This is a genomic window from Streptomyces sp. NPDC057743 (genome assembly GCF_042798755.1).
Lineage (GTDB): Bacteria > Actinomycetota > Actinomycetes > Streptomycetales > Streptomycetaceae > Streptomyces.
This window is the reverse complement of record NZ_JBHVJX010000010.1, coordinates 143,416-169,078: the sequence shown is the minus strand read 5'-3', so window position 1 is coordinate 169,078 and position 25,663 is coordinate 143,416. Positions and strand designations below refer to the sequence as shown.

Here is a 25,663-nt window from a genome sequence, read left to right as displayed (position 1 = left end):
TGTCGACGCCCCCCCGCGCTTGGTCGTCAACGCACCCGCACCCGCCAAGTGCCCGGCGCGCGCGTGGTGTTGCTGAGTGCGAGTTCGCGGCTATGGACGGTAATCGTCTTCGTTGAGTGTCACGACGCGTGCCTGCTCGGCCAGGTCGGCCTCGTTTGCGGTATCGGGATCGGCGTCGGTCAGCGCATCGTCGTCGTGCGGGGCGGGGTCCCTGCGCTGCTCGGCCGCATCGGCCTCGGGGGTCTCGACATCGGAATCCGTGCCCGCATCCGCATAGGTGTCCGGGTCGGTCGGATCGGTCGTCATAGCTGCCTCCCGGTTGCTCGGTAGCAGGCGCCGTCGTCTGCTCGTGCCCATCAGTTGACGGAGTTGCACTCCCTGCTACCGACGCCGGCCTGACTGCTCATGCGTCCCTCTCCTGCCCTGAACCGACAAGAAAAAACTCGACAAGTAACTTGGTGAAGTTGCTTGACGGGTTTTACGCTGAAGCCATGGCCCGGAACCCGGAATCCAAGCCGCGACGGCGGTCCGTTGCCACCGCGCAACGCCTCAACGACGCGATGAAAAGGCTGCGAGCCCGCTTGCGCACGGAATCGGGGCAGCACGCCACCGGACTGACGCCCACTCAACTCGGCGTGCTGGCAAGCGTGGTGCGGGAAGGCCCCGTCACGGCGGCCAGGCTCGCCGCGTTGGAGCACGTCAGCACGCAGTCCATTGCGCAGAGCCTGAACGTGCTCAAGGCCGCCGGCCTCGTTCACGGCGAGCCCGATCCGCAGGACGGCCGCAAGAAGCTGATGAGTGCCGACCCGGGTGCGACCGAGTTGGTCGACGGACTCCTGGCCGGCCGCGCCGCCTTCCTGGCGCGGGCCATCGACCGTGTCGTCCTCCCGGACGAGATCAAGGAGTTGGAGAAGGCCGTCGAGCTGCTGGAGCGGCTCGCCGACGCCGATCTGCGCGACGGTGGCAGATGAGGCGAGGCTCCGAGCCGACCCGCGTCGCGCGCCGGGCGTTCGCCGCCGAGCCCTTCGGGCGGACGTTCACCACCCCGCTCTACGTCGGCTCCGCCCTGAACCCCGTCAACAGCTCGATCATCGCGACCGCTCTGGTACCGATCGCCACCGAACTGCACGTCGCGGTCGGCGCCACCGCCGTGCTCGTCTCCTCCCTCTACCTGGCGAGCGCCGTCGCCCAGCCCACGGCGGGCAAGCTCGCGGAGGTACTCGGCGCACGCCGCGTCTTCCTCTCCGGCATCGTGCTCGTCCTCCTCGGCGGTGTGGTCGGCGGCCTCGGGCGGAACCTGGCGATGCTCACCGCCGCCCGGGTCCTGATCGGCATCGGCACCTCCGCCGCGTTCCCCTGCGCCATGGTTCTGATCCGGCGCCGCGCTACGGAGGCCGGGATCGACTCACCGCCCGGGGGAGTGCTCGGCGGTATCGCGATCGCCGGCATGGCGACCTCCGCCGTCGGCCCACCGATCGGCGGACTGCTGGTCGGCGCCGCCGGCTGGCGCTGGGCCTTCCTGATCAACCTCCCGGTCACCGCGGCGGCCATGGCAATGGCCCTGCACTGGCTTCCCAAGGACCCGCCCCTCGACCGCGCGCACAGCAGCCTGCGCAAGATCGCCGACCGGATCGATCTCGCCGGCATTCTCGGCTTCGCCGTGTCGATGACCGCTCTGGTCGTCTTTCTCATGGACCTGCCGCGCGTCGCGTGGATCCCCTTGCTCGTCCTCGCCGTGGCCGCGGTGCCCACCGTCGCGTGGGAGTTGCGCCGGGCCGCGCCATTCTTCGACTTCCGGGGGCTGGCCGCCAACGGCGCCCTCGCCCGCACCTACCTACGCCAGGCCCTCACCCTGCTCGGCGTCTACTCCGTGATGTACGGGATGACGCAGTGGATGGAGGCCGCCCACGGCCTGTCGACCGTGGCCTCCGGGCTCCTGCTGCTGCCGATGGGCGCCGTCTCCGCCCTGCTCTCGCGCCCGCTCTCCCGCCGCAACCTGGTGCGCGGACCACTGGTCACCGCGGCCGTCACGATGGCGCTCGGCTCGGTCGGCATCATGCTGCTCACCTCGCACAGTCCGGCGCTCGCGATCGTGGTGGTGTCCCTGGTCTTCGGCATCACGTCCGCCGCCACCACGGTCGGCAACCAGACCGCGCTCTACCTCGCCGCGCCACCCGACCACATCGGCACCGCCTCCGGCCTGTTCCGGACCTTCGGATACCTGGGGTCCATCACCTCCGCAGTGATCGGCGGCATCGTCTTCCGCGATGGCGCGAGCGACCACGGCCTGCACACCCTCGGCCTCGTCCTGGCCACGGCGGGCGCCGCCGTCCTCCTACTGACCGTCCTCGACCGGCGCCTGATGCGCGGTCACACGGATCGGAAGGCCGGTGCGCCCACGGCCAGCGCAAGGCCCGCGCACACCCCCACCGAACCCCGCAGCTAGCGCAGCGGCTTGCCGGTTCCTGCACCCCTGCCCACGACCTCGGCGCGGCTGCTTTTCCACGGGCATGTCAACGCCCCGAGTGGCACACTGCCGTCGACCGGGCCGTGCGGTCATGCCGCCGGCCACCACAGCGCTCGGCGATGCACTATCGCCGCGGCTCCAGGGGGTGGGCTCCGCCGTCAACAACCGCACGCGTGGACTCATTCGTCCGCTGGATATTGTGTGCTTGGCGGCGTGGTCACCGACGACGACTACCGGGCTCACCTGCCGGTCGGCGCACTGCCGTCCGGAGTCTGCGCGAGGCATGCGGCCAGTGATCCGCATCGCCCTTACTCTTGGTCCTACCGACATCGGGTTGCCGTCCGGTGGTGCGGCATCAAATTGTGGGTGGCGAAGACTGGAGGCAACACCTCATGCTGATCGCTCAGCGTCCCTCGTTGACCGAGGAGATCGTGGAGGAATGTCGTTCCCGGTTCGTGATCGAGCCGTTGGAGCCCGGCTTCGGTTACACCCTCGGCAACTCCCTGCGCCGGACCCTGCTCTCCTCGATCCCCGGCGCTGCCGTCACCAGCATGCGGATCGACGGCGTGCTGCACGAGTTCACCACCGTGCCCGGCGTCAAGGAAGACGTCACCGACCTGATCCTGAACGTCAAGCAGTTGGTGGTGTCCTCCGAGCAGGATGAGCCGGTCGTGATGTACCTGCGTAAGCAGGGCCCCGGCGTCGTCACCGCCGCCGACATCGCGCCGCCGGCCGGTGTCGAGGTGCACAACCCCGACCTGGTCCTGGCCACGCTGAACGGCAAGGGCAGGCTGGAGTTGGAGCTGACCGTCGAGCGCGGTCGCGGCTATGTCTCGGCCGTCCAGAACAAGCAGGTCGGCCAGGAGATCGGCCGTATCCCGGTCGACTCGATCTACTCGCCGGTGCTCAAGGTCACGTACAAGGTCGAGGCGACCCGTGTCGAGCAGCGCACCGACTTCGACAAGCTGATCGTCGATGTCGAGACGAAGGAGGCGATGCGTCCGCGCGACGCCATGGCCTCGGCCGGTAAGACGCTGGTGGAGTTGTTCGGTCTCGCCCGCGAGCTGAACATCGACGCCGAGGGCATCGACATGGGCCCGTCCCCGACGGATGCCGCACAGGCGGCCGACCTGGCCGTGCCGATCGAGGAGTTGGAGCTCACGGTCCGCTCCTACAACTGCCTCAAGCGCGAGGGCATCCACTCGGTGGGTGAGCTCGTGGCGCGCAGCGAGGCGGACCTGCTCGACGTCCGTAACTTCGGTGCGAAGTCGATCGACGAGGTCAAGGCGAAGCTGGCCGCCATGGGCCTCACGTTCAGGGACAGCCCACCCGGATTCGACCCGACCGCCGCGGCCGACGCCTTCGACGCGGGCAACGACACGGGCTTCACCGGGACCGAGCAGTACTGAACCGCTCTGATCCACGACGATGCCGCGCAAGGCCGCTTCGGGGTCAGCTTCGACCGTCCGTGCCGAAGCGGTGGACCCGTCGTTCCGGTCCGTACGGCGGCCAGCCCGGGTCGCCGCTGCGCGCGAAGGCGACCCAGGCCGCGTGCAGCTCGGCGGCGAGCGACGCGGGCGGCTCGGCCGGGCCCAACAGCCCCCGCGGACCGCGCAGTTCGGCCAGGTCGAGGCGGTCGAAGACGAAGGGGAGTTCCACGGTGTGCGCGGCGCCGAGGTGGCCGTCGACCGCCGGTGAGCGCCAGCCGAACTCGTAGACGTGGGCGTCCCCGTGCGCCTCGGCCAGTCTGCGGCTGCCGTTGCCGAACAGGGCGTCGGCGAGCAGTGCCGAGCGCACTTCGCCGTGGCCGGCGCCCGGCCGGCGGTTCCGGGTCGCGGCGATGAGCGCCTCGGGCTGGTCGGATGCGGCGGCCGCGGTGCGGCGGACGTCCTCGGCGGTCGAGGTCGTCAGGTTCCCCTGCGGTGCGAGATAGAGGTTGGCCTCCTCGGTGTTGGTGCCGACGAGGAGGCCAACGCGGGCCAGCGGACTCTCGGCGGGCTGTCGTTCGCACACGAGACTGAACGGGCTGAGCCCCATGAGAGGGTCGGGGTGGTCCGGCGTTCGCAGGTCCAGGCCGCTCAACTCAGGGATGACCGCGATGAGTTGGTCGTCGGGAACGGTGGCGAAGGCGGCGGCCGTTGGCGCGGTGCCGAGCGCTGCCGCGGCGGCGTGCGTCACCCGGGCGGCCTGTTCGGGGGAGAACGCCCCGAGGCCGCTGCCGCTCTGCACGATCGCGCGCCGGAACAGTCCCGCCGCCGAGGGCTCGGCGAGCAGCCCCGCGACGAGCGTGGCCCCGGCGGACTGGCCGAACAGCGTGACGTTGCCCGGATCGCCGCCGAAGACCTCGATGGTGCGGCGCACCCAGCGCAGTGCGGCGATGACGTCGAGCAGGCCGCGGTTGGGCGGCGCCCCGGGCAGGTCGAGGAAGCCCGCGATGCCGAGGCGGTAGTTGAGGGTCACCAGGACCACGCCGTCCCGGGCGAAGGCCGCGCCGTCGTAGAGGGGGGCGCGGCCCGATCCGGCGACGAAGCCGCCGCCGTGCACGAACACCATCACCGGGCACCGTTCGGCGTCGCGCGGGGCCCACACGTTGACGGTGAGGTGGTCGTCGCCGCGGATCCAACCGGGGCCGAAGTAGGGCGACATGTCGAGCGCACCGAAGGCGTCGCGGCGCGGCTGCGGCGCGGTGGGGCCCGGGGCGACGGCGTCACGGACGCCAGTCCAGGGTGCGTGGGGGAGGGGTGGCGCGAAACGGCCGATGCCACGCGGCGGCGCGGCGTAGGGGACGGCGAGGAAGCGCCGCACCGCGCCGTCGCTGGTGGCGGCGCCGCGGACGGACCCGTCGGCGGTGGCGACGACCAGATCGGATAGTTCGGATGGAACGGATGGTTCGGACATGGAAATCTCCTGCTCTCAGGGGACGAAGAGAACCGCTGGCGTCAGATGCGGGCGAACGGCGCCCATGCCTTGATGGCGAACGTGTTGCCGTCGCGGACGACCTCCGCCCCGCCGTGTCCCCCCAGGTGTGCCGGCAGGACCAGGGAGTTGGTGTCGCTGGCGTTTCCGAGCAGTCGGTGGCGGGTGGCGCGTGCGGCGGCCGGGTCCTCGCAGAAGCAGCTGTTGGTGTCGGGCGCCACGAACTGCAACGGGGTGTGCAGCAGATCGCCGACGAACAGCGCCCGGTCGGTGCCCGAGGCCAGCGTCAACACCGAGGAACCGGGCGTGTGTCCGGGGGCGAGGTCGAGCCGCAGGTTGGCGTCGATGGTGTGGCCGTCGTCCCACAGCAGGGTCTGCCCCGCCTCGTGCACCGGGGCCACGCTGTCCTCGAACACGTTCTGGTTGCCGCGGCCCAGCCTGGCGGCGTAGCCGTTCGCCGGGTTCCAGAAGTCGAAGTCGCGGCGCGGCATCAGATAGGTGGCGTTGGGGAACGTCGGCACCCAGGTGCGGCCGTCGAGCCGGGTGTTCCAGCCGACATGATCGACGTGGAGATGGGTGTTGATGACGAGGTCGACGTCCTCCGGTCGTACGCCGGCCCGGGCCAGTTCGCCGAGAAAGTCGGTGTCGAGGCGGCTCCAGACCGGCGAGTAGGGGCGTTCCTTGTGGTTGCCGACGCCGGTGTCGACCAGGATCGTGCGACCCTCGCTGCGCAGCAGCCAGGTCTGGATCGCACTGATGCAGGCGTTCGCGTCGAGGTCGACGAAGTCCGGCGCCAGCCAGGCGCGGTGTGCGTGCCAGGCATGTTCCGGCGCGTCGGGGAAGAAGGTTGCCGGGGCCAACTCGACCGATCCGTAGTACTCGACGATCCGGGTGATCGAGACGTCCCCGAGCACGATGTCCGGCATGGCAGATCCCGTCCTGTTGCCGATGGTGCGGGTGCCTGGCACCCCTGGTTCCCGGCGTCCGGGCATTCCGGTGCTCCGGTTGCCTGGTGCCGCGGCTGCTTTCAACCTGGCGTCACAGCGTGGTGGGGACCAGTCCCGGGCCGTGCCTATGCACGGCAGGGGCAGGCTGACGGACGGGGCGGCGGGCATACTCGGGGCATGGCGGATTCCCCCCAACTCGGCGCGTTCCTGCGGGCCCGGCGGGCGCGGCTGCGGCCCGATGACGTGGGCCTGTCGACGCTGCCCGGCGTGCGGCGGGTGGCGGGGCTGCGGCGCGAGGAGGTTGCGCAGTTGGCGGGCGTCAGCGTCTCGTACTACACCCGCCTCGAACAGGACCAGCCGGTCCGCGCCTCCGACGGCGTGCTGGCGGCGCTCGCCGGCGCCCTACGGCTGGACGAGCACGAGCGGACCCACCTGCGGGAGCTCGCCGCCCGGCGCCCACGGCCCCTCGGCCGCCCTCCTGTGGAACGCATCGACGCCCTGACCCGCGACCTGTTGCGCTCGGTCGGGCCCACCCCGGCGCTGGTCCTGGGCCGCCGTACGGACGTGTTGGCCTGGAACGCCCCGGCCCACGCGCTCCTCGCCAGTCATCTGGATGCCACCGCGCCCGACCGGCCCGCCGACCGGCCGAACCTGGCCCGCATGACCTTTCTCGACCCGCACGCCAGGGACCTCTACGCGGACTGGGAACGCAAGGCACGGGCGGTCGTCGGGCATCTGCGACAGGTCGCCGGACGCCACCCCGAGGACGCGCTGTTGGCCACCCTGGTAGGCGAACTGTCCGAGCAGTCCGCCGAGTTCGCCGCGCTCTGGAACGACCATCGGATCCGGCCGTGCGAAGCGGACGCGTACCGGCTGCGCCACCCGGTGGTGGGTGAGCTCACGGTCACCCAGCAGATCCTGGTACTCGCCCGCACACCGGACCAGTCACTGGTGCTGGTCACCGCGGAGGAGGGGAGTCGCTCGGAGGGCGTGCTCAGGGGGTTGGTGCGGGGCGTCGCGTCCGCCCGGGCGCACTGACGGCATGCGTCGGCCCGCCGCCCGTTCCCAGGTGGAAACGGACGGCGGGCCGGCGTTGTTGCCCCGCTCCGGGCACCGCCCGGGCGTGCGCCTACTTGAGCGCGGCGAGGGCGGCGTCGTACTCCGGCTCCTCGGAGATCTCCGGGACGAGCTGGGCGTGCACGACCTTGTCCTCGGCGTCCAGCACGATCACGGCACGGGCCGCCAGGCCGGCCAGCGGGCCGTCCTCGATCGCCACGCCGTACTCGGTGAGGAACTCCCGGTTGCGGAAGGCGGACAGGTTGTGGACGTTCTCCAGGTCCTCCGAACCGCAGAACCGCGCCTGCGCGAACGGCAGGTCGGCGGAGATGCACAGCACCACCGTGTCCGCGAGCTCGTTGGCCACGGAGTTGAACTTGCGCACGGAGGCCGCGCACGTGGGGGTGTCGACGCTGGGGAAGATGCTGAGGACCTTGCGCTTGCCGGCGAAGTCCTTGAGGGAGCGGTCCGCCAGGCCCGCGCCGACCAGCGTGAACGCCGGAGCGGTGTCGCCCGGCTGGGGAAGGGAGCCGCCGACCGAAACCGGGTTGCCCTTCAACGTGACCTTCGCCATGAGAAAACGCCTCCTGAGAGTGCTTGTGCCAACGCTGCGATCCTATCGAGCGCGCACCAGTGCACCCCGGGCGAGGCGACACCTCGACCACTGGGCGCGCATCGGCCCCGGCCGCTCCCCGGCGATCCGGGTCCGCGGCGTCAGTCGAAGCTCACACCGCTCACCTTGTTGGTGAAGTTCTCGGCGTGCGAGGCGACCGTCTGGGCGTGCGCGGCCAGCGTCTCCGAGCGGGCGTGCAGTTCCTGGGGGTGGACGGAGAAGCTGCCGCCCGCCCCGCCCCCGCCGGCCGGCACCCCGAGGGCCTTGGCGGTGCCCTCGTAGACGAGCCCGCTCACCGCCTTCCCGACCACCTCGACGAGCGGGGTGATGGCGGCCTCGATCACCTCGCCGATGACGTACTGCTCCAACTGCTGTTCCAGATAGCTCGTCGCCTTGCGGGCCGCCGCGATGATGCCGGCCTCCGCCGCCTCGGCGATGCCGAAGGTGACGGCCGCGGCGGCCTGGTCCGCGACGAACGAGATGGCCAGCGCCACCAGTTCGGCGATGGCCGCCACCTTCATGCCGACGATGACGCCGGCCGCGGCGTCCAGGGCGGTCGCCACGGTGTTGCACGCGGTGACCAGTTCCTGCATGTGGCTGGAGGACATCTGGCTCCACTTGGACATCAGGGCCTCGTAGGACTGGCCCTGGTAGACCTCGGAGAGCTGCTCCACCAGCGAGCTGGCGTCCTGGTGGCTCTGCTGGAGGTTGTTGCTGAACTCCCTTACGTGCTCGGCGAATTCGCGGACCTTGTCCTCGTTGACGTTGGGCCAGTGGACGCCGATGAAGTCGAGAAACGACACCACCGCGTCGGGTAGTTCCAGTGCCACCGCGCGCTCCCCCCGAATCCGGACTGCCCCGTCGTTGCAACGTAGCGCCGGCACTCAAAAGCAGGGCAAACGGACGGTCAGGTTTCGTCCAGGAGACGCGATGGGTTGTCGATATCGGTGATTGGCGCTCACCGAAGGTGCGTTCCGGTGCCCTACGGCACCGGGGTTACCGTACGCGGCTGCGCAGTACGCAGTCCCCGCACGGAGTCACGCCGGGCTTGCGGTGGTAGAGGCAGCAACTCAGGCGTCGATAGCCGAAGTTGGGCCGCGGTGCCCCGGGTATCCAGGTGCCCAGTCCCGCATGCCGGCCGTGCTCGGTCAGTGCCGCGCCCAGCCCGCGGGCCCGTTCCGTCAGGTCGGGGCGGGCCGCGGTGACGGCACCGAGCGCCTCGGCCACCGTGGACGCGGAGTTGCCCCACAGCACCCGCGGGGAGATCGGCAGCAGGCCCCGGAGCGCCGCGGCGACCGGCTCCAGCAGGCGAAGGCCGCGTTCGTACACCGCGGCCGGTGCCGCGTCGCGGAGCACGGCGGGCCGGGGGTGGTGCAGCGGCACCGCGCCGCCCGGGGCGGGGAGCCAGGCAAGCGTGTCGGGGGAGAGGTCGAGCAGGGCGTCGTGGCAGAGGTGGGAGCCGATCAGCGGGGACCAGACCCGGGCCGCCAGGCCCTGGAACATCACCGAGGCCGCCACCCGCCGTTCCACCGGCGCCAGGCGGTGCGCGACGCCGTCGACCCGGCCGGCGAGCGCGGCGCGGTCGGTCGCCAACTCGGTCCAGGGGCGGGCCTCGACGGGAACCGGGCCCGTACCGACGTCGAAGAAGCGGCCGAGGCCGGCGAGTTGCGGCAGGATCCGCAGGGCGCGGTCGGTGTCCGGGGAGGCAGCCATGGCCGGACATCCTGTCACACGCCAGGAAAACCGAACCTTTAGAATGACGGCGGATGCCAGGAAGCCGGTGCAAATCCGGCGCGGTCGCGCCACTGTGACCGGGGAGCGAACCTCAACAGAAGGCCACGGCCGCAAGGCGGGAAGGCCGAGGGGAGCGTCGATCCGGGAGTCAGGAGACTGGCCCACTGCCGTACCCCGACTCCGGCCCGGTTCCGGTGAGAGGATTTCCCCTTCGTCATGCGCATACGCGTGCTTCCCGGCCTGGCCGCAGCCCTCTGCCTGCTGCTGGTCGCCGGTTGTGGCTCCGCCACCCCCACGTCCGGCCCGACCTCACCGGCGCCCGCCGCCAAGGGCTTTCCGTACGCCGTGCACAACTGCGGCGTCACCACCACCTATCAGCGCCCACCGACCCGGGCGGTGACGCTCAATCAGCACGCCACCGAGATCATGCTGGCGTTGGGACTCCAGAAGTCCATGGTCGGCACCGCCTACCGCGACGACACCGTGCTGCCCCCATACCGGGCCGCCTACGACGGGATCCGGGTGCTCGCCAAGCACTACCCGGACGAGGAGACGCTGCTGTCCGCCGAACCGGACTTCGTCTACGGCGGTTTCGCCAGCGCCTTCGACCAGTCCCAGGGCCGCGGCCGGGCCACGCTCGGCAAGGCCGGCATCGACACCTACCTCAACATCGAGAACTGCCCCGGCGGACCGGTGACGCAGGACACCGACGACCGCGAGATCCGCACCATCGGCCGGATCTTCGGGGTGCCGGACCGGGCCGAGAAACTGGTCGCCTCCCATCACCGCACCCTCGACGGCGTTGCGTCCCAACTGGCCGACACCCAGCCGGTCACGACGTTCGTCTACGACAGCGGGGAACAGACCGCGTTCACCGCGGGCGGCGCCGGCATCGGCAACGACCTGGTCAAGCGGGCCGGGGGCCGCAACGTCTTCGCCGACCTCGACAAGACCTTCGGCAACGTCTCCTTCGAGCAGGTCGCCCAGCGCGCCCCCGAGGTCATCGTGCTCTACGACTACGGTGACACGCCGATTTCCGCCAAGAAGGACTTCCTGCTCTCTCAGCCGGCCCTGAAGGACGTGCCGGCCATCCGTCACCGGCGGTTCGCCGTACTGCCGTTGAGCTCGACGGTGTTGGGCGTGCGGGTGCCCGCGGCCGTCGAGACGCTGGCCCGGCAACTGCATCCGGGCTCCTTCCGGTGACCCGATACCGGTACGGGGCGCTGGTGATGGGACTGATCGTTCTGCTCCTGGCAGTGGCCACCTGCGCGGTCGCGCTCGGCTCGGTCGCGGTGCCGCCCGGGGAGGTCTGGCGCGTCCTGGCCCACCGGGTCGTGCCGTCCCTGGTCGATGCCGACTGGCCGCGGGTGCGGGAGACCATCGTGCTGGACGTCCGGATGCCCAGGGTGTTGCTCGGCGCCACGGTGGGCGCCGGACTGTCGGTCTGCGGCATGGCGCTCCAGGCACTGGTCCGCAACCCCCTCGCCGATCCCGGCCTGTTGGGCGTCTCCTCCGGCGCCGGCGTCGGCGCGGTCCTGGTGGTGGTCTGCGGCGTCACGGTCTTCGGGCACTACTCGGTCTCCGCCGCCGCGTTCCTGGGCGGACTGGCGGCCCTGCTGATCGTCTACGCACTGGCGCGGGCCGGCGGTCGGATGACCACGGTCCGGCTGATCCTCGCCGGGGTCGCCACCGGACAGGTCCTGTCGGCCGTGGCCAGCTTCCTGATCGTCACCTCCGACCAGGCGCAGAAGGCCCAGTCGGCGCTCCAGTGGATGCTCGGCGGACTGGGCGGCACCGGTTGGGACGCCCTGTGGCTGCCGGCCGCCGCCGTACTGCTCGGTACCATCGCCCTGTTGGGCACCGCCAGGCACCTCAACGTGCTGCTGGCCGGCGACGAGGCCGCCGCCGCACTGGGGTTGAACGTCGGGCGCTTCCGGGCCCTGCTCTTCGTCCTGTGCGCCCTGCTGACCGGGGTGATGGTCGCGGTCAGCGGCGCGATCGGCTTCGTCGGGCTGATGATGCCGCACATCACCCGGCTGTTGGTCGGCGCCAACCACCGGCGCGCCCTGCCCGTCGCCGCGCTGCTCGGCGCGGCCTTCCTGATCTGTGCGGACCTGCTCGCCCGTACGGTGATCAGCCCCGAGGAGATCCCCGTGGGCATCGTCACCGCCCTGGCCGGCGGTCCCACCTTCCTGTGGCTGATGTACCGCAAGGGGTTGGCATGAGCGAGCGTAGCGAGCGCATCATGAGAAGGTGCGCGCCTCGCGAATGCGAGGGCGAGCGAAGCGAGTTCTCGGCATGAGCGAACTGCGCATCGAGTCGGTGACCGTCGAGGTGGCCGGCCGCACCCTGGTCGACTCCGTCTCACTGCGGGCCGGGCCGGGCGAGGTGGTCGGGCTCGTCGGCCCGAACGGGGCCGGCAAGTCCACCCTGCTGCGCACCTGTTACCGGGCGCTGCGGCCGAACTCCGGGCGCGTCCTGCTCGACGGCACGGACATCCGGCGCCTGCCGGCCCGTCAAGTCGCCCGCACGCTCGCCGCGGTGCTCCAGGAGATGCCCTCCGACTTCGGCCTGACCGCCCGGGACGTGGTGGCGATGGGGCGCGCCCCCTACCGCCGGGCGTTCCAGGCAGACAGCCGGGATGACACCGAGGCGGTCGGCGCCGCGTTGGCGTCGCTGGGCGTGGCCGAACTGGCCGACCGGCGCTTCGACCGGCTCTCCGGCGGCGAGAAGCAACGCGTGCTGATCGCCCGCGCACTGGCCCAACAACCCTCGGTCATGGTGCTCGACGAGCCGACCAACCACCTCGACCTGCGCCACCAACTCGACGCCCTGCGACTGGTCCGGACGCTCGGCGTCACCGCCGTCATCGCGGTCCACGACCTCAACCTCGCCGCGGCCTTCTGCGACCGCATCTGCGTCCTCGACCAGGGCCGCCTGCTCGCCGACGGCCCCCCGGAGGCGGTGCTGACCGAGGAGTTGATCGCCGAGGTCTACGGCGTGCGGACCGAGGTCAGCAGGCACCCGGCGAAGGGCAAGCCGCACATCGTCGTGCTGCCCTGAGTGGCGCCCGCCCCGGCCCCCTGCCTGTGGCCAGGCAGGGGGCCGGGGTTCAGGCAGGGGTAGATTTACTAGGACGTCCAACTATATATTCGAGGGCGAGGCCCACGGTGCAGGGAAGCCGGTGCGAATCCGGCACGGTCCCGCCACTGTTACCGGGGAGCGCGCCGTCGAGCAGTACGCCACTGACGTGGAGGCGGTCGGGAAGGCGGACGACGCGCGCTGATCCGGAAGTCAGGATACCGGCCGTGGGGCGTTCCGTGTTGTCCACGAGGATGGAGCAGACACGCATGGCACCGGTGCGTACCCGCGACCCTGGTCAACCGCCCGGACGGGCAACGAAGGCCGCCCCCGCGGCTCCCACCGTCTGAGCGGTCCCTCCGCCCTGCGCGATCCCGCGCCCCCACGGCCCGCCCGCCACCGCGCGCGGCGTGGTCCGGCGCGCCATCCCCGGATCCCACCTGACGAGAGCAGGCAACCATGGTCCGTGCACACAGCCCCCAACCCGCCCGCGAACTCACCCACTTCGTCGGCGGCAAGCCCACCCCGGGAACCTCGGGGGCCCACGGCGACGTCTACGACCCCAACACCGGCGAGGTCCAGGCCCGCGTCCCGCTCGCCACCCGCGGCGAGACCGAGGCCGCCATCACCGATGCCACCGAGGCCCAACGTGCCTGGGGCGAATGGAACCCCCAACGCCGGGCCCGAGTCCTGCTCCGCTTCCTCCAACTCGCCGACCGCGACAAGGACTCGCTGGCCCGCCTGCTCTCCTCCGAGCACGGCAAGACCCTCCCCGACGCCCACGGCGACCTCCAACGCGGCCTGGACGTCGTGGAGTTCGCCGCCGGCATCCCGCACCTGCTCAAGGGCGAGTTCAGCGACAATGCCGGCACCGGCATCGACGTGCACTCGCTGCGCTCCCCGATCGGCGTGGCCGCCGGGATCACCCCGTTCAACTTCCCCGCGATGATCCCCCTGTGGCAGGCCGCCCCCGCCCTGGCCTGCGGAAACGCCTTCATCCTCAAGCCCTCCGAGCGCGCCCCCTCGGTCCCGTACCGGATCGCCGAACTGTTCCTGGAGGCGGGCCTGCCGCCCGGCGTGCTCAACGTCGTCCACGGCGGCAAGGAAACCGTCGACACCCTGCTCACCGACCCCCGCGTCGGGGCGCTCGGCTTCGTCGGCTCCACCCCGATCGCCGCCCACGTCTACGCCACCGCCGCCGCCCACGGCAAGCGCGCCCAGTGCTTCGGCGGCGCCAAGAACCACCTGATCGTCATGCCGGACGCCGACCTCGACCAGGCCGTGGACGCCCTCATCGGCGCCGGCTACGGCTCCGCCGGCGAACGCTGCATGGCGGTCTCGGTCGCCGTACCCGTCGGACAGGACACCGCCGACGCCCTGGTCGCACGACTGACGGAGCGCATCGGCCAACTCCGCGTCGGCCGCAGCGACGACCCGGACGCCGACTTCGGGCCGCTGGTCGGCCGGGACGCCGTCGACCGGGTGCGCTCCTATGTCGACCTCGGCGTCGAAGAGGGCGCCGAACTCGCCGTCGACGGACGGGACTTCACCCTCCCCGGACACGCGGGCGGCTTCTTCGCCGGCCCGTCGCTCTTCGACCGCGTCACCCCGGACATGCGGATCTACCAGGAGGAGATCTTCGGCCCCGTCCTCTCCGTCGTCCGCGCCGCCGACTACGAAGAGGCGCTGCGGCTGCCCAGCGAGCACCCCTACGGCAACGGTGTCGCCCTCTTCACCCGCGACGGCGACACCGCCCGCGACTTCACCCGACGCGTCAACACCGGCATGGTCGGCGTCAACGTCCCCATCCCGGTCCCCGTCTCCTACTACACCTTCGGCGGCTGGAAGCGCTCGGGCTTCGGCGACCTCAACCAACACGGCCCGGACGCCATCCGCTTCTACACCCGCACCAAGACCGTCACCTCCCGCTGGCCCGCCGGCCTCAGGGAGGGCGCCAGCTTCACGATCCCGGTGATGGGGTGAGCACGGTGACCGCGACCTACCTCACCGAGGACCAACTGGCCCTGGTCGAAACCACCTTGGACTTCACCCAGGATCACCTCACCCCACACGCCCTGGACTGGGACCGCGACAAGCACTTCCCCCTCGACGTGCTCCGCAAGGCGGCCGGCCTGGGACTCGGCGGCGTCTATGTGCGCGAGGAGTCCGGCGGCAGCGGGCTCGGCCGCGCCGACGGCGTCCTGATCTTCGAGACCCTCGCCTCCGGCTGCCCCGCCATCGCCGGCTACCTCTCCATCCACAACATGGTCGGCTGGATGATCGACCGCTATGGCACCCCCGGCCAGCGCGAACGCTGGCTGCCCCGGCTGTGCGCGATGGACGACCTCGCCAGCTACTGCCTGACCGAACCGGGCGCCGGCTCCGACGCCGCCGCCCTCCGCACCCGCGCCGTCCGCGACGGCGACGGCTACGTACTGACCGGCGTCAAACAGTTCATCTCCGGCGCCGGCGCCTCCCAGCTCTACGTCGTCATGGCCCGCACCGGCGACGAGGGCTCCCGCGGCGTCTCCGCCTTCCTCGTCGACAAGGACGACGCCGGCGTCTCCTTCGGCGCCAACGAACGCAAGATGGGCTGGCACGCCCAACCCACCCGCCAAGTCGTCCTCGACGGCGTCCGGATACCCGCCGACCGGCTGCTCGGCGGCGAGGGCCAGGGCTTCCGGATCGCCATGAACGCCCTCAACGGCGGCCGCCTCGGCATCGCCGCCTGCTCCCTCGGCGGGGCCCGCAGCGCCCTGGACCGCAGCCTGGCCCACCTCGCCGACCGCGAGGCGTTCGGCGCCCGCCTGTTGGACGCCCAGGCACTGCGCTTCCGCCTGGCAGACATGGCCACCGAACTCGCCGCCGCCCGGGCCCTGGTCCACCAGGCCGCCCAGGCACTCGACCGGGGCGATCCCCAGGCACCCCAACTCTGCGCCATGGCCAAGCGCTTCGCCACCGACACCGGCTACTCCGTCGCCGACCGTGCCCTGCAACTCCACGGCGGCTACGGATACCTGGCCGAATACGGCATCGAGAAGATCGTGCGCGACCTGCGCGTCCATCAGATACTGGAAGGAACCAACGAGATCATGCGCGTCATCGTGGCCCGCGGCCTGACGGAGGCGTTCCAGTGACCGGCGCCGACGACCAGCCCGTCCTGCTGGAGACCCGCGGCCGGGCCGGCTATCTGACCCTCAACCGCCCCCGTGCCCTCAACGCCCTCACTCACCCCATGGTCCGCCGCATCGACGAGGCCCTCACCGCCTGGGAGAACGATCCAGGCATCGAGACCGTCGTACTGACCGGCGCGGGGGAGCGGGGCCTGTGCGCGGGCGGTGACATCCGCGCCGTCCACGACGACGCACGGGACGGCGACGGCGCCGGGTCCGCCGCCTTCTGGGCCGACGAGTACCGGCTCAACGCCCGCATCGCCCGCTACCCCAAGCCCTATGTCGCCCTCATGGACGGCATCGTGATGGGCGGCGGCGTCGGCGTCTCCGCCCACGGCAGCGTCCGCGTCGTCACCGAACGCTCCCGGATTGCCATGCCCGAGACCGGCATCGGCTTCATCCCCGACGTCGGCGGCACCTACCTCCTCGCCCTCGCACCCGGATCGCTCGGCCTCCACCTCGCCCTGACGGGCGCTCAACTCACCGCAGCCGACGCCCTCTTGTGCGGACTCGCCGACCACTACGTCCCCTCCGACGCCCTCCCGGCACTCCGCGACGAGCTCGCCGAGCGGCCCACCCACGCGGTCCTGGAACGCCACGTCCGCCCGGCCCCGCCCGCCCAACTCGCCGACCACCGCCCGTGGATCGACGCCTGCTACACCGCCGACACCGTCGAGGAGATCATCGACCGGCTCTCCTCGCACGGCGACCCGGCGGCCAAGGAAGCGGCCGAGACGCTGCTCACCAGGTCACCCACCGCCCTCAAGGTCACCCTCAACGCCCTCCGCCGGGCCCGGCACCTCGGATCCCTCGAAGCGGTGCTCAACCAGGAATACCGCGTCTCCTGCGCCTCCCTCACCACCCCGGACCTGGTCGAGGGCATCCGCGCCCAGATCGTCGACAAGGACCGCAACCCGCGCTGGTCCCCACCCACCCTCGCCGACGTCACCGAAGCGCACCTCGCCCGCTTCTTCGCCCCCCTGGGCGACGACGAGCTGGGACTCGCCCAACCCGGCACGACACAGGAGGTCCCCTGGTGACCGTGACCCTCGCCTTCATCGGACTGGGCAACATGGGCGGTCCGATGGCCGCCAACCTGGCCGCGGCAGGCCACCGCGTGCGCGGCTACGACAGGGCGGCCAGCTGCCTGGACGCGGCCGCCACCGCCGGCGTGACACCCGCCGCATCCGCGACACAGGCCGTCGCCGACGCCGACCTGGTCTTCACCATGCTGCCCGCCGGCCGCCACGTCCTCGCCCTCTACGACGACATCCTCCCCGCCGCCCGCCCCGGAACGCTCTTCGTCGACTGCTCCACCATCGACGTCACCGACGCCCGCGTCGCCCATGACAAGGCCACCGCGGCCGGGATGCGGATGCTCGACGCACCGGTCTCCGGCGGCGTCGTCGGCGCCGAGGCCGGCACCCTCACCTTCATGGTGGGCGGCGCAGCGGACGACGCGGCCCAAGTCGCGCCGTACCTCGACGTGTTGGGTCGCAAGACCGTGCACTGCGGCGGCCCCGGCGCCGGCCAGGCGGCGAAGATCTGCAACAACATGATCCTCGGCATCTCGATGATCGCGGTCAGCGAGGCGTTCGTGCTCGGCGAGCGCCTCGGCCTCTCCCACCAGGCGCTCTACGACGTCGCCGCCACCTCCTCCGGCCAGTGCTGGGCCCTGACCACCAACTGCCCCGTCCCCGGCCCGGTACCCACCAGCCCCGCCAACCACGACTACCGCCCCGGCTTCGCCGCACCCCTCATGGCCAAGGACCTCGGCCTGGCCGCCAACGCCGCCAAGGCCACCGGCACCCGCACCGAACTCGGCCAACACGCCGCCGAGTTGTATGCCGCCTACGCCCAACAGAACGGCTCGGACGCCGACTTCTCCGGCATCGTCCGGGGCATCAGGGAACAGCGCGACGGAGGGCCGGCATGACCACCACGCCCCCGGCCGACACCTACGAGACGATCCTGGTCGAACGCACCGGCCGCACCGCCCTGATCACCCTCAACCGACCCAAGGCCCACAACGTCCTGAACCTCCAGCTCATGCACGAGGTCGTCGCCGCCACCGAAGCCCTCGACCGGGACCCGGACTGCGGTTGCATCGTCCTCACCGGCTCGGCCAGGGCGTTCGCGGCCGGCGCCGACATCAAGGAGATGCAGCCGCAGGGCTACCTCGACATGTACCTCAGCGACTGGTTCGGTGCCTGGGACCGGCTCGGCCGGCTCCGCACCCCGACCGTCGCCGCCGTCGCCGGCTACGCCCTGGGCGGCGGCTGCGAACTGGCCATGCTCTGCGACGTGTTGCTCGCCTCAGACACTGCCGTCTTCGGCCAACCGGAGATCAAACTGGGTGTCCTGCCCGGCATCGGCGGCTCACAACGGCTGACCCGCGCCATCGGCAAGGCCAAGGCGATGGAGATGTGTCTGACGGGTCGCACCATGGACGCCGAGGAGGCCGAACGCGCCGGCCTCGTCTCCCGTGTGGTGCCCGCCGACCAACTGCGCGCCGAGGCGCTGGCAGTCGCCGAAACCATTTCCGGCATGTCACTTCCGGTCGCAATGATGACCAAAGAAGCGGTCAACCGGTCCTTCGAAACCACCCTCGCCGAAGGCGTCCATTTCGAACGCCGGATCTTCCACGCGGCCTTCGCCACCGCCGACCAAAAGGAAGGCATGACCGCCTTCATCGACAAGCGCCCACCCCACTTCACCCACCGCTGACCCGCACGAACTACCCGTCGGGCCGCCCGCCCGGATCACCGCGCACCGCGCACCGATCCGTCGTGGGCGGCCCGATAATGCTCCGGGCAATTCCCACTCGACCCTTCACCACCGCCCCCACACACTCACGTCACCCCCACCCCTGAAGTCCCACTAACTACCCCCAATTGTTGGCTACTTACCGGGCACCGCGACGCCAGCATCGGGATATACGATCTTGATCATGCTTCTCAGTTGCCTGAGTGCTTCCGCTGTGCCCTCCCCTGACGCCCCCGCACAGCCGACCGCCGACGGGCCCGGCCGCCCCGCCCAGGAGACGGGCCCCCGCTCATGAGGCCAACATCCCTGCCCGCCGAGGCGGTCGACCGGCCCTGGCCCGTGCCCACCGTCGGCGTGGAAGAGGAGTTCCTCCTCGTCGACCCGCACAGCAGGCGACTGGCACCCAAAGGCCCGGAGGTCCATGCGGCGCTGTCGTCCGCCATCCCGCGCGCCGAGCCCGAAATGCACGCCGCACAACTGGAACTCGTCACCGACGTCTGCCACGACCTGAAACAACTGAGAAGCCAACTGGTCACCGGACGCCGACGATTCGCCCAGGCAGCCGAGGAGAACGGCTGCCGACTCATCGCCGTCGGCATGCCACCGGTCGAAAGCCCGCCCCTCTTCACCCCCAAGGACCGGTACGCCTACATACAGGAGACCTACGGCTCGCTCGCCCACACCTCCTGCGTCGGCGGCGCCCACATCCACATCGGCGTCGACGGCCTGGACGACGCGCTGCAGGTCTGCAACCTCATGCGGCCGTGGCTCCCCACCCTGCTCGCCCTGTTCGCCAACTCCCCGGTGCACAACGGCACCGACACCGGCTACGCGAGCTGGCGCACCATGGTCTGGTCCCGATGGCCGACCGCGGGACCGCCCCCGCACCTCCCCGACGCCGCCACCTACCGCGGCACCGTCGACCAACTGGTGCGCTCCTCCGCCGGCCTGGACGAGGGCATGCTCTACTGGTACGTCCGCCCCTCGGTCAGATGGCCGACCGTGGAACTACGGGTCGCCGACGTCTCCCTCACCGTGGACGAGGAACTGCTGCTCACCGCCCTCTGCCGCGGCCTGGTGCAGACCGCCCTCCACCCCGCACACCGCACGCCCACCGAACCACCCATCCGCAGCGAGGTGTTGCGCGCCTCCTGCTGGCGCGCGGCCCGCTACGGAATGACCGGCGACCTGCCGGACGCCGCGACCGGCAACCTCGTCCCCGCCTGGCAGGCCGTCGACGCGCTGATAGCCCACATACGACCGGCGCTACTGCACTCCGGCGACCTCCCCTTCGTCGAGCAGGCCACCGGCTGGCTGCGCACCCAGGGCAACGGCGCCCAGCGACTCCGCGCGGTCTACCAACGCTCGGGCCAGAACCCGGCGGACGTCGTCGACTACGCGATCCAGGCCACCAGGGGAACCCGTTCCCTCCTCAACTGAGTTCTCCGTTGAGAAGATGACGCCCCATCGTGAGCAGTCCGCCCAAGACGTCCGGATCGGCGAGGACGGCCTCCGCCACCTCTGCCGCAGTGCGCCCGTCGGTGGCGATGCGCCGTTCGCCGACCCCGGCAGCGTCCAGGGCGGCGGCCGATGCCACCGCCCGGTCTGCCACCCGGAGTAGTTCCGCCTCGGAGCGCCCCCGCAGCGGGTCACCCGGCTGGTCCCAACTCCCGCCTCCCGCACGCGACATGACGCGCCGCGTCAAGGCGTCCGGCCCGGCGTGCAGACGGTAGAGCGCCCACCGCGCGTCCGGCAGGGCCTTTGCGTACGCCGCGGCCGTCGCCTCGTCCTCGACCGGCCCGGACAGGATCAGGCACTGCGCCCCGGCCGCCCGATAAGTCCGCCATACCGCCCCCAAGTTGCGTGCCTTGAGCCGGTGATGGAGCGGATCATCGTCCGGCACCGGATGGCGGAAGCCGAGCTGATCGAGATCGAGGTACGCCGCGACGACCCCGGCACGCAGGACCCTCTGGAAGACCTCGAAGCCGACCGTCGACTTGCCGACGCCCGTCGCCCCGCACAGCCACAGGACGGGAACGCGCTCGACGTCCGCCGTCTGCGGTGGGGGCGGGCCCACCTCCGCGGCGACCCACCGCCCGTCGGCCGGCGCAGGCCAGCCACCCATCCGCTCGCCGACCAACCGCGCCACCTCACCCACCCGCAAACCACCGGTGTCCACACAGGCATCCGCGAAGTCGCTCGCGTCCAGCGCATCGGCCTCCCGCAGCACGGCATCGACCAACCCGGCGGGACCCCCGCGCCCGAGAAACCGCTGCCGCAGCACCTCCCGGTCGGCACGCAACCGACAGACGGTCACCGCGGCCTGCGGCACGTCCTCCGGGCGCACCCCGCCGGCGGGATCGACGACGCCGGAGACGATCAGGCACCGGACGCCCGCGGCCCGGAAGCCGGCCGCCACCGCACCGAGGTTGCGCGCCTTCAGCCGGTGCCGGCCCGGATCCGTCGCGGGGGCGGGGTAGCACATCCCCAGCTGGTCGATGTCGACGTACCCGACCGCCCCGCGCCCGCCACGCGTTGCCTGGGAATACATCTCCCAGGCAACCGTGGTCTTCCCGACTCCTGGCGGACCACAGATCCACAGCACCGGCAGCACCATGGCCGGGATTATCCCCAGCCAGCCACGCAGCGTCGACGGGATTACCGACCGTCAGCGACCGGCGTGAATGACCTTCTTCCCGTTCTGGCTGAGCGGCACGGGCGTCATCCGCGCGACGTTGCCACGACTGGTCCCGTCGAGGTCCTTCTGGACGACGTTGACATTGAGGGACACGCCCTGCCCGCCGCCGAACGTCCCGCTCGCGTAGGCGTCCACGCCGTCCGCGGTGATCTCGTAGCCGGTGGTGTCCACGATGGAGTTGGCGCGGCAGTCGCGGAACACCTCCTCGATGGGGACGAACCACAGCCAGTGGCGGTCGCCGTCGTGATTGAGATCGACCTTCTCCTCGAACCAGATCGCCACGTTCCCGGTCATGTTCACGGTGGCGGACCAGTCGATGTCGTACTGCTGGGTGCCGACGACGAGCGACGCCTCGATGGCCGACTTCGGCGGAATCCTGAGCGGGAGGTCAACGCTCCAGGTCTGCGTCTCCTTGTGGGTGAACTCCTGCGTGGACGAGAGGTTGGTCTCGATCGAGGTGGTCTCGCTGACCTTCGCCACCGCCGGGATCTCGGCCGACACCTCCATGCTGATGCCGATCTTCAGCGACTCGGTCACCGATATCCGCAGGTCCTGCTCGGTCGTCTTGCTCTGCTTGTACGTGACGGTCTGCTCGACCGCGGAGCCGTTGCGGTAGTTGGTGGTCACGGAGCTGACCTGGCCCGGGATGGGGGAGGGGGCGCTGGGGTCGTAGGTGATGCCGCGGTACTTCGCGCCGACCTGGTAGCGGTGGTAGTCGTTGAGCGCGCTCTGCTTGCCGTACTCGGTGGACGCGGTGAAGCGGCAGCCGTTGGAGGCGGGGAAGCGCTCCTTGGCCATCCAGCTGCCCCAGGCGTCCGTGATCTCCTGGAGGGAGCGGGTCGCGGCCTTGTGCTGCTGGGTGCGCTGCGCGGCGTTCGGTCGACTGGGCGCGGCCGCCGAGGCGTTGGGGGCGGCGAGGAAGGTGGGCAGTGCTCCGGCGAGGCCGGCGGCCGGAGCGAGGGCGAGAACGCGCCGTCTGGAGACGTGGCTCATGAGGGTCCCAATGCGGTAGGAGCGGAAGGGGAAAGGCGACCGGCCGGCTTGGACAGCAATGCAATCGGTGATCTTCCGCCCCGCATAGGGACTTTGGTCCTGAATCACCCGACTTCGTAGCAGGAGCTGGCGGGTGAGGGCCGTCGGTGCAGCCTGCTCATGGCGTGGCCGGATGGTGCGGCTGGGGCTCCCGCGTCGAGAAGGATCGCTGCGGTGACTTCCGCTCGTGCGCACGGTAGTTGACGCGGCGGTTGGCGTGTCGGTTGACGAGAAGCCACGCGAAATCGGGAAGTCGCGCGGATCCCCCTCCCGGTAAGGTTGCGGTATTGCGCACGTGGGCAAGTGTTGTGCACTGGGCGAGCGACTACGCATATCGGGAGGCTGTAGGTGGCACGGGGCGGGATGTCAGCGACAGGCAGCGCCAACCTGCGCATCGGCGCGGCGGTGGCGCGAATCGAGGGCCTGTACACCGCGTTGCGTAGCGCGCGCAACGAGCGCGAGCGGGAGCGCATCCTGGCCGACCTTGCAGACGCCGGGCGGCGCCTCACCGCGCGCTCGCTTGCACCGCAGGGCACCCAAGGGGGCGGCGCCCGACCGCGCTCCCGCTGGGAGCGACGACGCCTCCTGGCGGCGCGCGGCGCCGACCTGGTTGCGGCACTGGCCACCGGCGAGCGGCGCCGGGGCAAGGGGTAGCCGGCGTCCGAGGAAGGCGACGGGGCAATCTCCCTTCCGGGGCCGCTTAGTAGCCACCCGTCAATGTTGCCAGGGGAGTTGACGGGGCGTCGCCGGAATCCGTCCGGCGACCAGCTCCGCCGCCAGGTCGCCCAGCGCGAGCGGATAGATGGTCTCACTGCTGGAGCGCAGCTCGTCCACCGTCCACCAGCGGTGCCCCGCGTGCGAGGCGCGCTCGTGCTCCTCCTGGCCGTCGAGCCGAACCCGGTGGTCCGTGACCCGGTGATGGAAGTAGACGTCCCGGAAGTACCCCGCCGCCCAACCGAGTTCGGCGTACCCGGAAGCCTCGGCCACCTGAGGTCCGAGCGCTTCCGGGGCGACGGCCAGTCCGATCTCCTCGCACAGCTCCCTGGCGGCGGCCTCCGCCAGGCTCTCGTCGCCTTCCACGCCCCCTCCGGGGGTGGCCCACCCGTGACCGTCCTCGGGCCGTCCCGGCGTGACATGGAACTTGAGCAGCAGGACCCTGTCCCTCGCGTCGATCAGCACAACACGGGCGGACTGTCGACGGTAGTTTCTCTCCCGATCAGGCATCGCCCCAGGTTAGCGACCGATCCAACCCGCCCTCGCGGGCGCGGGCGAAGCGGGCGGGCGCGGGCCGCCGTCGCGAACGCCAGTACCAGGGTGGCCTGTTGGTGACGGTCCGCATCCAACGGGAGGAGCTCGCCCAGGACTGCGCCCGCGGGTGGCCGAACGGGACGACGACTCGCGCGCGGTGATCACCCACGTCCTACGGGAAGCCCGGCGCGCCGGCGACCTCCCACCCGACATCGACATCCCCCTTGCATAGGAACCCGCACCAGCGCATACGTGCGGAGGGCGGCCCCCATGCCCCAGCACCGTTGCCAGGCGAGCCCGCGACTCTTACCCCACTCTGGAAGTGAGGGGGTGTGGCGACCGAGGGAGTGGTGGGGATGCAGATCGTCGTTGACCTCACGCGCTGCCAGGGCTATGCACAGTGCGTGTTTCTCGCGCCGGAGATGTTCCAGCTCCACGGGGAGGAGGGGCTGCTCTATGCCCCGTCCGTCCCCGAGGACCAGCAGGAGCGCGTGCGTCAGGCCGTGGCCGCGTGCCCGGTCCAGGCCATCCTCATGGGCGAGGGAGTGAACGCCGATGGACAGTGAGTTGCACGACGGGCACATCGTCATCATCGGAGCCTCACTGGCCGGACTGCGCGCCGCCGAGAAGCTGCGCGAGGAGGGCTTCACCGGCTCACTGACCGTGGTCGGGGACGAGCCCTATGCGCCCTACGACCGGCCCCCGCTGTCCAAGCAGGTGCTGCTCGGCCTCGCGCCGGCGGACACCACCGGACTGCCCATGCGCCAGGACCCGAAGGCCCACTGGCGGCTCGGGGTGCGCGCCACCGGACTGGATCCCATCGCCAAGCAGGTATCCCTGTCCGACGGCGAAGCGCTCCCGTACGACCGGCTGTTGATCGCCACCGGGACCCGGGCACGGCCCTGGCCCAACCCCGAGGAGGCCGCCCTCGACGGGGTGTGCACGCTGCGCACCCGCGACGAAGCGGCGAGTCTGGCCGCGCATCTGGCTGCCGGGCCGCAACGCGTGCTGGTGATCGGTGCCGGTTTCACCGGTTCCGAGATCGCCTCGGCCTGCCGGGAGCGCGGTATCGAGGTGACGGTCGCCGAACGCGGCCCGGCACCCCTGGTGGGCGCGGTCGGCGGCACCCTGGCCAAGCTGGCCGTCAGCATGCACCGCGAGCACGGCGTGGACCTGCGCTGCGGGGTGACGGTCACCGCCCTGCGCGGGGACGGCAACGGCCGGTTCGTCGGCGCTGACCTCTCCGACGGCAGTCACCTCGACGCGGACGTGTGCGTCGCCGCGCTGGGGGCGATCCGCAATGTCGAGTGGTTGGCCGACTCCGGACTGGCAGCGGGCCCCCGCGGCCTCGCCTGCGACGCCGGATGCCGAGCCTTCAACATGTACGGGATCGTCACCGACGACGTCTTCGTGGCCGGCGACGTCTCCCGCTTCCCGCACCCGCTCTACGAGTACCAACTCCTCTCGCTGGAGCACTGGGGCAACGCGGTCGAACAGGCCGAGGTGGCGGCCCACAACATGGTCAATCCGGGGCCGTTGCGCCGCCCGCACCTCGCCGTCCCGGTGTTCTGGTCGACCCAGTTCGGCCACAACATCAAGTCGGTGGGCGTCCCCACCTTCTCCGACCACGTCGTCATCGCCCAGGGCACGTTGGAAGCGGGCCGCCTGGCGGTCGTGTACGGCTACCGCGGACGGGTCACCGCAGCGGTCACCGTCAACATGGCCAAGTCGCTGGAGCACTACCGGAACCTCATCGAGGCCGCCGCCCCGTTCCCGCCGGAGCCCGGCGCCGCGGACCGCCCGCTCGCGGCCGAGATCGCGATCCCCTCCGACGTGCCGTCTCCCGCGGGGCTTTCGCACGGCCCCACCGTGGCACTCACCGGCCACCTGCCGGACCGCCGGCTGGTCACGGTGCAGCACGGCTGAGCCCGT

General features: G+C 71.2%; 25 protein-coding genes and 2 riboswitches. Of the genes, 16 read left to right on the top strand and 9 right to left on the bottom strand.

The genetic code is table 11. From position 1 onward, the window contains the following. Positions 1-90: 90 nt before the first annotated feature. Entirely contained in the window at positions 91-306 is a 216-nt protein-coding gene (locus tag ACFVFQ_RS14020; protein ID WP_383414117.1) for a hypothetical protein, read from the bottom strand. Positions 307-491: 185 nt separating this feature from the next. Between ACFVFQ_RS14020 and ACFVFQ_RS14015 the strand changes: the two genes are divergently transcribed. From ACFVFQ_RS14015 to ACFVFQ_RS14005, 3 genes are all read left to right on the top strand, one after another. Continuing rightward, positions 492-971, top strand: a complete 480-nt coding sequence (locus ACFVFQ_RS14015; protein WP_383414114.1) for a MarR family winged helix-turn-helix transcriptional regulator — start codon at positions 492-494, stop codon at positions 969-971. Continuing rightward, complete coding sequence (locus ACFVFQ_RS14010) at positions 968-2,446, top strand: MFS transporter (protein WP_383414111.1); 1,479 nt, start codon at positions 968-970, stop codon at positions 2,444-2,446. Before ACFVFQ_RS14015 ends, ACFVFQ_RS14010 begins: the two co-directional genes overlap by 4 nt. A 413-nt stretch (positions 2,447-2,859) precedes the next feature. Next, complete coding sequence (locus ACFVFQ_RS14005; protein ID WP_383414109.1) at positions 2,860-3,876, top strand: DNA-directed RNA polymerase subunit alpha; 1,017 nt, start codon at positions 2,860-2,862, stop codon at positions 3,874-3,876. Between the two features lie 43 nt (positions 3,877-3,919). Here the strand turns inward: ACFVFQ_RS14005 and ACFVFQ_RS14000 are convergent, their stop codons facing one another. Then, a complete protein-coding gene (locus ACFVFQ_RS14000; protein ID WP_383414106.1) occupies positions 3,920-5,365 on the bottom strand; it encodes a carboxylesterase/lipase family protein in 1,446 nt (481 codons plus the stop codon). Between the two features lie 41 nt (positions 5,366-5,406). Then, positions 5,407-6,309: an MBL fold metallo-hydrolase gene (locus tag ACFVFQ_RS13995; protein ID WP_383414103.1), complete on the bottom strand. Its 903-nt coding sequence runs from the start codon at positions 6,307-6,309 to the stop codon at positions 5,407-5,409. A 198-nt stretch (positions 6,310-6,507) separates the two neighbouring features. On the opposite strand from ACFVFQ_RS13995, the gene ACFVFQ_RS13990 reads away from it, so the two are divergent. After that, the gene (locus ACFVFQ_RS13990; protein WP_383414100.1) at positions 6,508-7,368 is read left to right on the top strand and encodes a helix-turn-helix domain-containing protein; all 861 of its coding nucleotides are present in this window, start codon (positions 6,508-6,510) and stop codon (positions 7,366-7,368) included. A 91-nt stretch (positions 7,369-7,459) separates the two neighbouring features. On the opposite strand, the gene tpx is transcribed toward ACFVFQ_RS13990, so the two are convergent. The 3 genes from tpx to ACFVFQ_RS13975 form a co-directional block, all read right to left on the bottom strand. Then, positions 7,460-7,960, bottom strand: a complete 501-nt coding sequence (tpx, locus tag ACFVFQ_RS13985) for a thiol peroxidase (RefSeq protein ID WP_383414097.1) — start codon at positions 7,958-7,960, stop codon at positions 7,460-7,462. A gap of 140 nt (positions 7,961-8,100) precedes the next feature. After that, a complete protein-coding gene (locus ACFVFQ_RS13980) occupies positions 8,101-8,829 on the bottom strand; it encodes a WXG100 family type VII secretion target (protein WP_383414095.1) in 729 nt (242 codons plus the stop codon). Positions 8,830-8,995: 166 nt separating this feature from the next. Next, the gene (locus tag ACFVFQ_RS13975) at positions 8,996-9,712 is read right to left on the bottom strand and encodes a ferric iron reductase (RefSeq protein WP_383414092.1); all 717 of its coding nucleotides are present in this window, start codon (positions 9,710-9,712) and stop codon (positions 8,996-8,998) included. A gap of 30 nt (positions 9,713-9,742) precedes the next feature. Beyond that, a riboswitch (cobalamin riboswitch) is annotated at positions 9,743-9,913 on the top strand. Between the two features lie 36 nt (positions 9,914-9,949). On the opposite strand from ACFVFQ_RS13975, the gene ACFVFQ_RS13970 reads away from it, so the two are divergent. The 9 genes from ACFVFQ_RS13970 (at position 9,950) to ACFVFQ_RS13930 (ending at position 20,193) form a co-directional block, all read left to right on the top strand. After that, entirely contained in the window at positions 9,950-10,936 is a 987-nt protein-coding gene (locus ACFVFQ_RS13970; RefSeq protein WP_383414089.1) for an ABC transporter substrate-binding protein, read from the top strand. Between the two features lie 26 nt (positions 10,937-10,962). Continuing rightward, positions 10,963-11,958 (top strand): FecCD family ABC transporter permease, encoded by a 996-nt coding sequence (locus ACFVFQ_RS13965; protein WP_383414386.1) that lies wholly within the window; start codon positions 10,963-10,965, stop codon positions 11,956-11,958. Positions 11,959-12,031: 73 nt separating this feature from the next. Then, the gene (locus ACFVFQ_RS13960) at positions 12,032-12,796 is read left to right on the top strand and encodes an ABC transporter ATP-binding protein (protein ID WP_383414087.1); all 765 of its coding nucleotides are present in this window, start codon (positions 12,032-12,034) and stop codon (positions 12,794-12,796) included. A gap of 81 nt (positions 12,797-12,877) precedes the next feature. Next, a riboswitch (cobalamin riboswitch) is annotated at positions 12,878-13,059 on the top strand. Between the two features lie 214 nt (positions 13,060-13,273). Further along, entirely contained in the window at positions 13,274-14,797 is a 1,524-nt protein-coding gene (locus ACFVFQ_RS13955; protein ID WP_383414084.1) for a CoA-acylating methylmalonate-semialdehyde dehydrogenase, read from the top strand. Positions 14,798-14,802: 5 nt separating this feature from the next. Further along, positions 14,803-15,951 (top strand): acyl-CoA dehydrogenase family protein, encoded by a 1,149-nt coding sequence (locus ACFVFQ_RS13950; protein WP_383414383.1) that lies wholly within the window; start codon positions 14,803-14,805, stop codon positions 15,949-15,951. Then, positions 15,948-17,027 carry an enoyl-CoA hydratase/isomerase family protein gene (locus ACFVFQ_RS13945; RefSeq protein WP_383414081.1) on the top strand — a complete coding sequence of 360 codons (1,080 nt, stop codon included), beginning with the start codon at positions 15,948-15,950 and terminating at the stop codon, positions 17,025-17,027. The genes ACFVFQ_RS13950 and ACFVFQ_RS13945 overlap by 4 nt, the downstream gene beginning before the upstream one ends. Continuing rightward, positions 17,024-17,923: a 3-hydroxyisobutyrate dehydrogenase gene (mmsB, locus tag ACFVFQ_RS13940; RefSeq protein WP_383414078.1), complete on the top strand. Its 900-nt coding sequence runs from the start codon at positions 17,024-17,026 to the stop codon at positions 17,921-17,923. The genes ACFVFQ_RS13945 and mmsB overlap by 4 nt, the downstream gene beginning before the upstream one ends. After that, positions 17,920-18,714, top strand: a complete 795-nt coding sequence (locus ACFVFQ_RS13935; RefSeq protein WP_383414075.1) for an enoyl-CoA hydratase — start codon at positions 17,920-17,922, stop codon at positions 18,712-18,714. Before mmsB ends, ACFVFQ_RS13935 begins: the two co-directional genes overlap by 4 nt. Positions 18,715-19,044: 330 nt before the next feature. Continuing rightward, entirely contained in the window at positions 19,045-20,193 is a 1,149-nt protein-coding gene (locus ACFVFQ_RS13930; protein WP_383414073.1) for a glutamate--cysteine ligase, read from the top strand. Here the strand turns inward: ACFVFQ_RS13930 and ACFVFQ_RS13925 are convergent. Continuing rightward, positions 20,186-21,370: a hypothetical protein gene (locus ACFVFQ_RS13925; protein ID WP_383414070.1), complete on the bottom strand. Its 1,185-nt coding sequence runs from the start codon at positions 21,368-21,370 to the stop codon at positions 20,186-20,188. The two genes, ACFVFQ_RS13930 and ACFVFQ_RS13925, sit on opposite strands and share 8 nt — an antisense overlap. A gap of 51 nt (positions 21,371-21,421) precedes the next feature. Next, positions 21,422-22,444, bottom strand: a complete 1,023-nt coding sequence (locus ACFVFQ_RS13920) for an ETX/MTX2 family pore-forming toxin (protein ID WP_383414067.1) — start codon at positions 22,442-22,444, stop codon at positions 21,422-21,424. Positions 22,445-22,846: 402 nt separating this feature from the next. Between ACFVFQ_RS13920 and ACFVFQ_RS13915 the strand changes: the two genes are divergently transcribed. Then, positions 22,847-23,137, top strand: a complete 291-nt coding sequence (locus ACFVFQ_RS13915) for a hypothetical protein (RefSeq protein ID WP_383414064.1) — start codon at positions 22,847-22,849, stop codon at positions 23,135-23,137. Positions 23,138-23,197: 60 nt separating this feature from the next. Here ACFVFQ_RS13915 and ACFVFQ_RS13910 read toward each other — a convergent pair whose 3' ends face one another. Next, positions 23,198-23,707, bottom strand: a complete 510-nt coding sequence (locus ACFVFQ_RS13910) for an NUDIX hydrolase (RefSeq protein ID WP_383414061.1) — start codon at positions 23,705-23,707, stop codon at positions 23,198-23,200. A 380-nt stretch (positions 23,708-24,087) separates the two neighbouring features. On the opposite strand from ACFVFQ_RS13910, the gene ACFVFQ_RS13905 reads away from it, so the two are divergent. Then, on the top strand, positions 24,088-24,297 hold the full coding sequence (locus tag ACFVFQ_RS13905; RefSeq protein ID WP_383414058.1) for a ferredoxin: 210 nt from the start codon (positions 24,088-24,090) through the stop codon (positions 24,295-24,297). Further along, positions 24,287-25,657 carry an NAD(P)/FAD-dependent oxidoreductase gene (locus tag ACFVFQ_RS13900; RefSeq protein WP_383414055.1) on the top strand — a complete coding sequence of 457 codons (1,371 nt, stop codon included), beginning with the start codon at positions 24,287-24,289 and terminating at the stop codon, positions 25,655-25,657. The genes ACFVFQ_RS13905 and ACFVFQ_RS13900 overlap by 11 nt, the downstream gene beginning before the upstream one ends. Positions 25,658-25,663 lie beyond the last annotated feature (6 nt).

Bases quoted from the DNA above. Each gene is read 5' to 3' on its own strand.
- ACFVFQ_RS14020 (WP_383414117.1), bottom strand. From the start codon at position 306: ATGACGACCGATCCGACCGACCCGGACACCTATGCGGATGCGGGCACG.
- ACFVFQ_RS14015 (WP_383414114.1), top strand. From the start codon at position 492: ATGGCCCGGAACCCGGAATCCAAGCCGCGACGGCGGTCCGTTGCCACC.
- ACFVFQ_RS14010 (WP_383414111.1), top strand. From the start codon at position 968: ATGAGGCGAGGCTCCGAGCCGACCCGCGTCGCGCGCCGGGCGTTCGCC.
- ACFVFQ_RS14005 (WP_383414109.1), top strand. From the start codon at position 2,860: ATGCTGATCGCTCAGCGTCCCTCGTTGACCGAGGAGATCGTGGAGGAA.
- ACFVFQ_RS14000 (WP_383414106.1), bottom strand. From the start codon at position 5,365: ATGTCCGAACCATCCGTTCCATCCGAACTATCCGATCTGGTCGTCGCC.
- ACFVFQ_RS13995 (WP_383414103.1), bottom strand. From the start codon at position 6,309: ATGCCGGACATCGTGCTCGGGGACGTCTCGATCACCCGGATCGTCGAG.
- ACFVFQ_RS13990 (WP_383414100.1), top strand. From the start codon at position 6,508: ATGGCGGATTCCCCCCAACTCGGCGCGTTCCTGCGGGCCCGGCGGGCG.
- tpx (WP_383414097.1), bottom strand. From the start codon at position 7,960: ATGGCGAAGGTCACGTTGAAGGGCAACCCGGTTTCGGTCGGCGGCTCC.
- ACFVFQ_RS13975 (WP_383414092.1), bottom strand. From the start codon at position 9,712: ATGGCTGCCTCCCCGGACACCGACCGCGCCCTGCGGATCCTGCCGCAA.
- ACFVFQ_RS13970 (WP_383414089.1), top strand. From the start codon at position 9,950: ATGCGCATACGCGTGCTTCCCGGCCTGGCCGCAGCCCTCTGCCTGCTG.
- ACFVFQ_RS13965 (WP_383414386.1), top strand. From the start codon at position 10,963: ATGGGACTGATCGTTCTGCTCCTGGCAGTGGCCACCTGCGCGGTCGCG.
- ACFVFQ_RS13960 (WP_383414087.1), top strand. From the start codon at position 12,032: ATGAGCGAACTGCGCATCGAGTCGGTGACCGTCGAGGTGGCCGGCCGC.
- ACFVFQ_RS13955 (WP_383414084.1), top strand. From the start codon at position 13,274: ATGGTCCGTGCACACAGCCCCCAACCCGCCCGCGAACTCACCCACTTC.
- ACFVFQ_RS13935 (WP_383414075.1), top strand. From the start codon at position 17,920: ATGACCACCACGCCCCCGGCCGACACCTACGAGACGATCCTGGTCGAA.
- ACFVFQ_RS13930 (WP_383414073.1), top strand. From the start codon at position 19,045: ATGAGGCCAACATCCCTGCCCGCCGAGGCGGTCGACCGGCCCTGGCCC.
- ACFVFQ_RS13925 (WP_383414070.1), bottom strand. From the start codon at position 21,370: ATGGTGCTGCCGGTGCTGTGGATCTGTGGTCCGCCAGGAGTCGGGAAG.
- ACFVFQ_RS13920 (WP_383414067.1), bottom strand. From the start codon at position 22,444: ATGAGCCACGTCTCCAGACGGCGCGTTCTCGCCCTCGCTCCGGCCGCC.
- ACFVFQ_RS13915 (WP_383414064.1), top strand. From the start codon at position 22,847: ATGTCAGCGACAGGCAGCGCCAACCTGCGCATCGGCGCGGCGGTGGCG.
- ACFVFQ_RS13910 (WP_383414061.1), bottom strand. From the start codon at position 23,707: ATGCCTGATCGGGAGAGAAACTACCGTCGACAGTCCGCCCGTGTTGTG.
- ACFVFQ_RS13905 (WP_383414058.1), top strand. From the start codon at position 24,088: ATGCAGATCGTCGTTGACCTCACGCGCTGCCAGGGCTATGCACAGTGC.
- ACFVFQ_RS13900 (WP_383414055.1), top strand. From the start codon at position 24,287: ATGGACAGTGAGTTGCACGACGGGCACATCGTCATCATCGGAGCCTCA.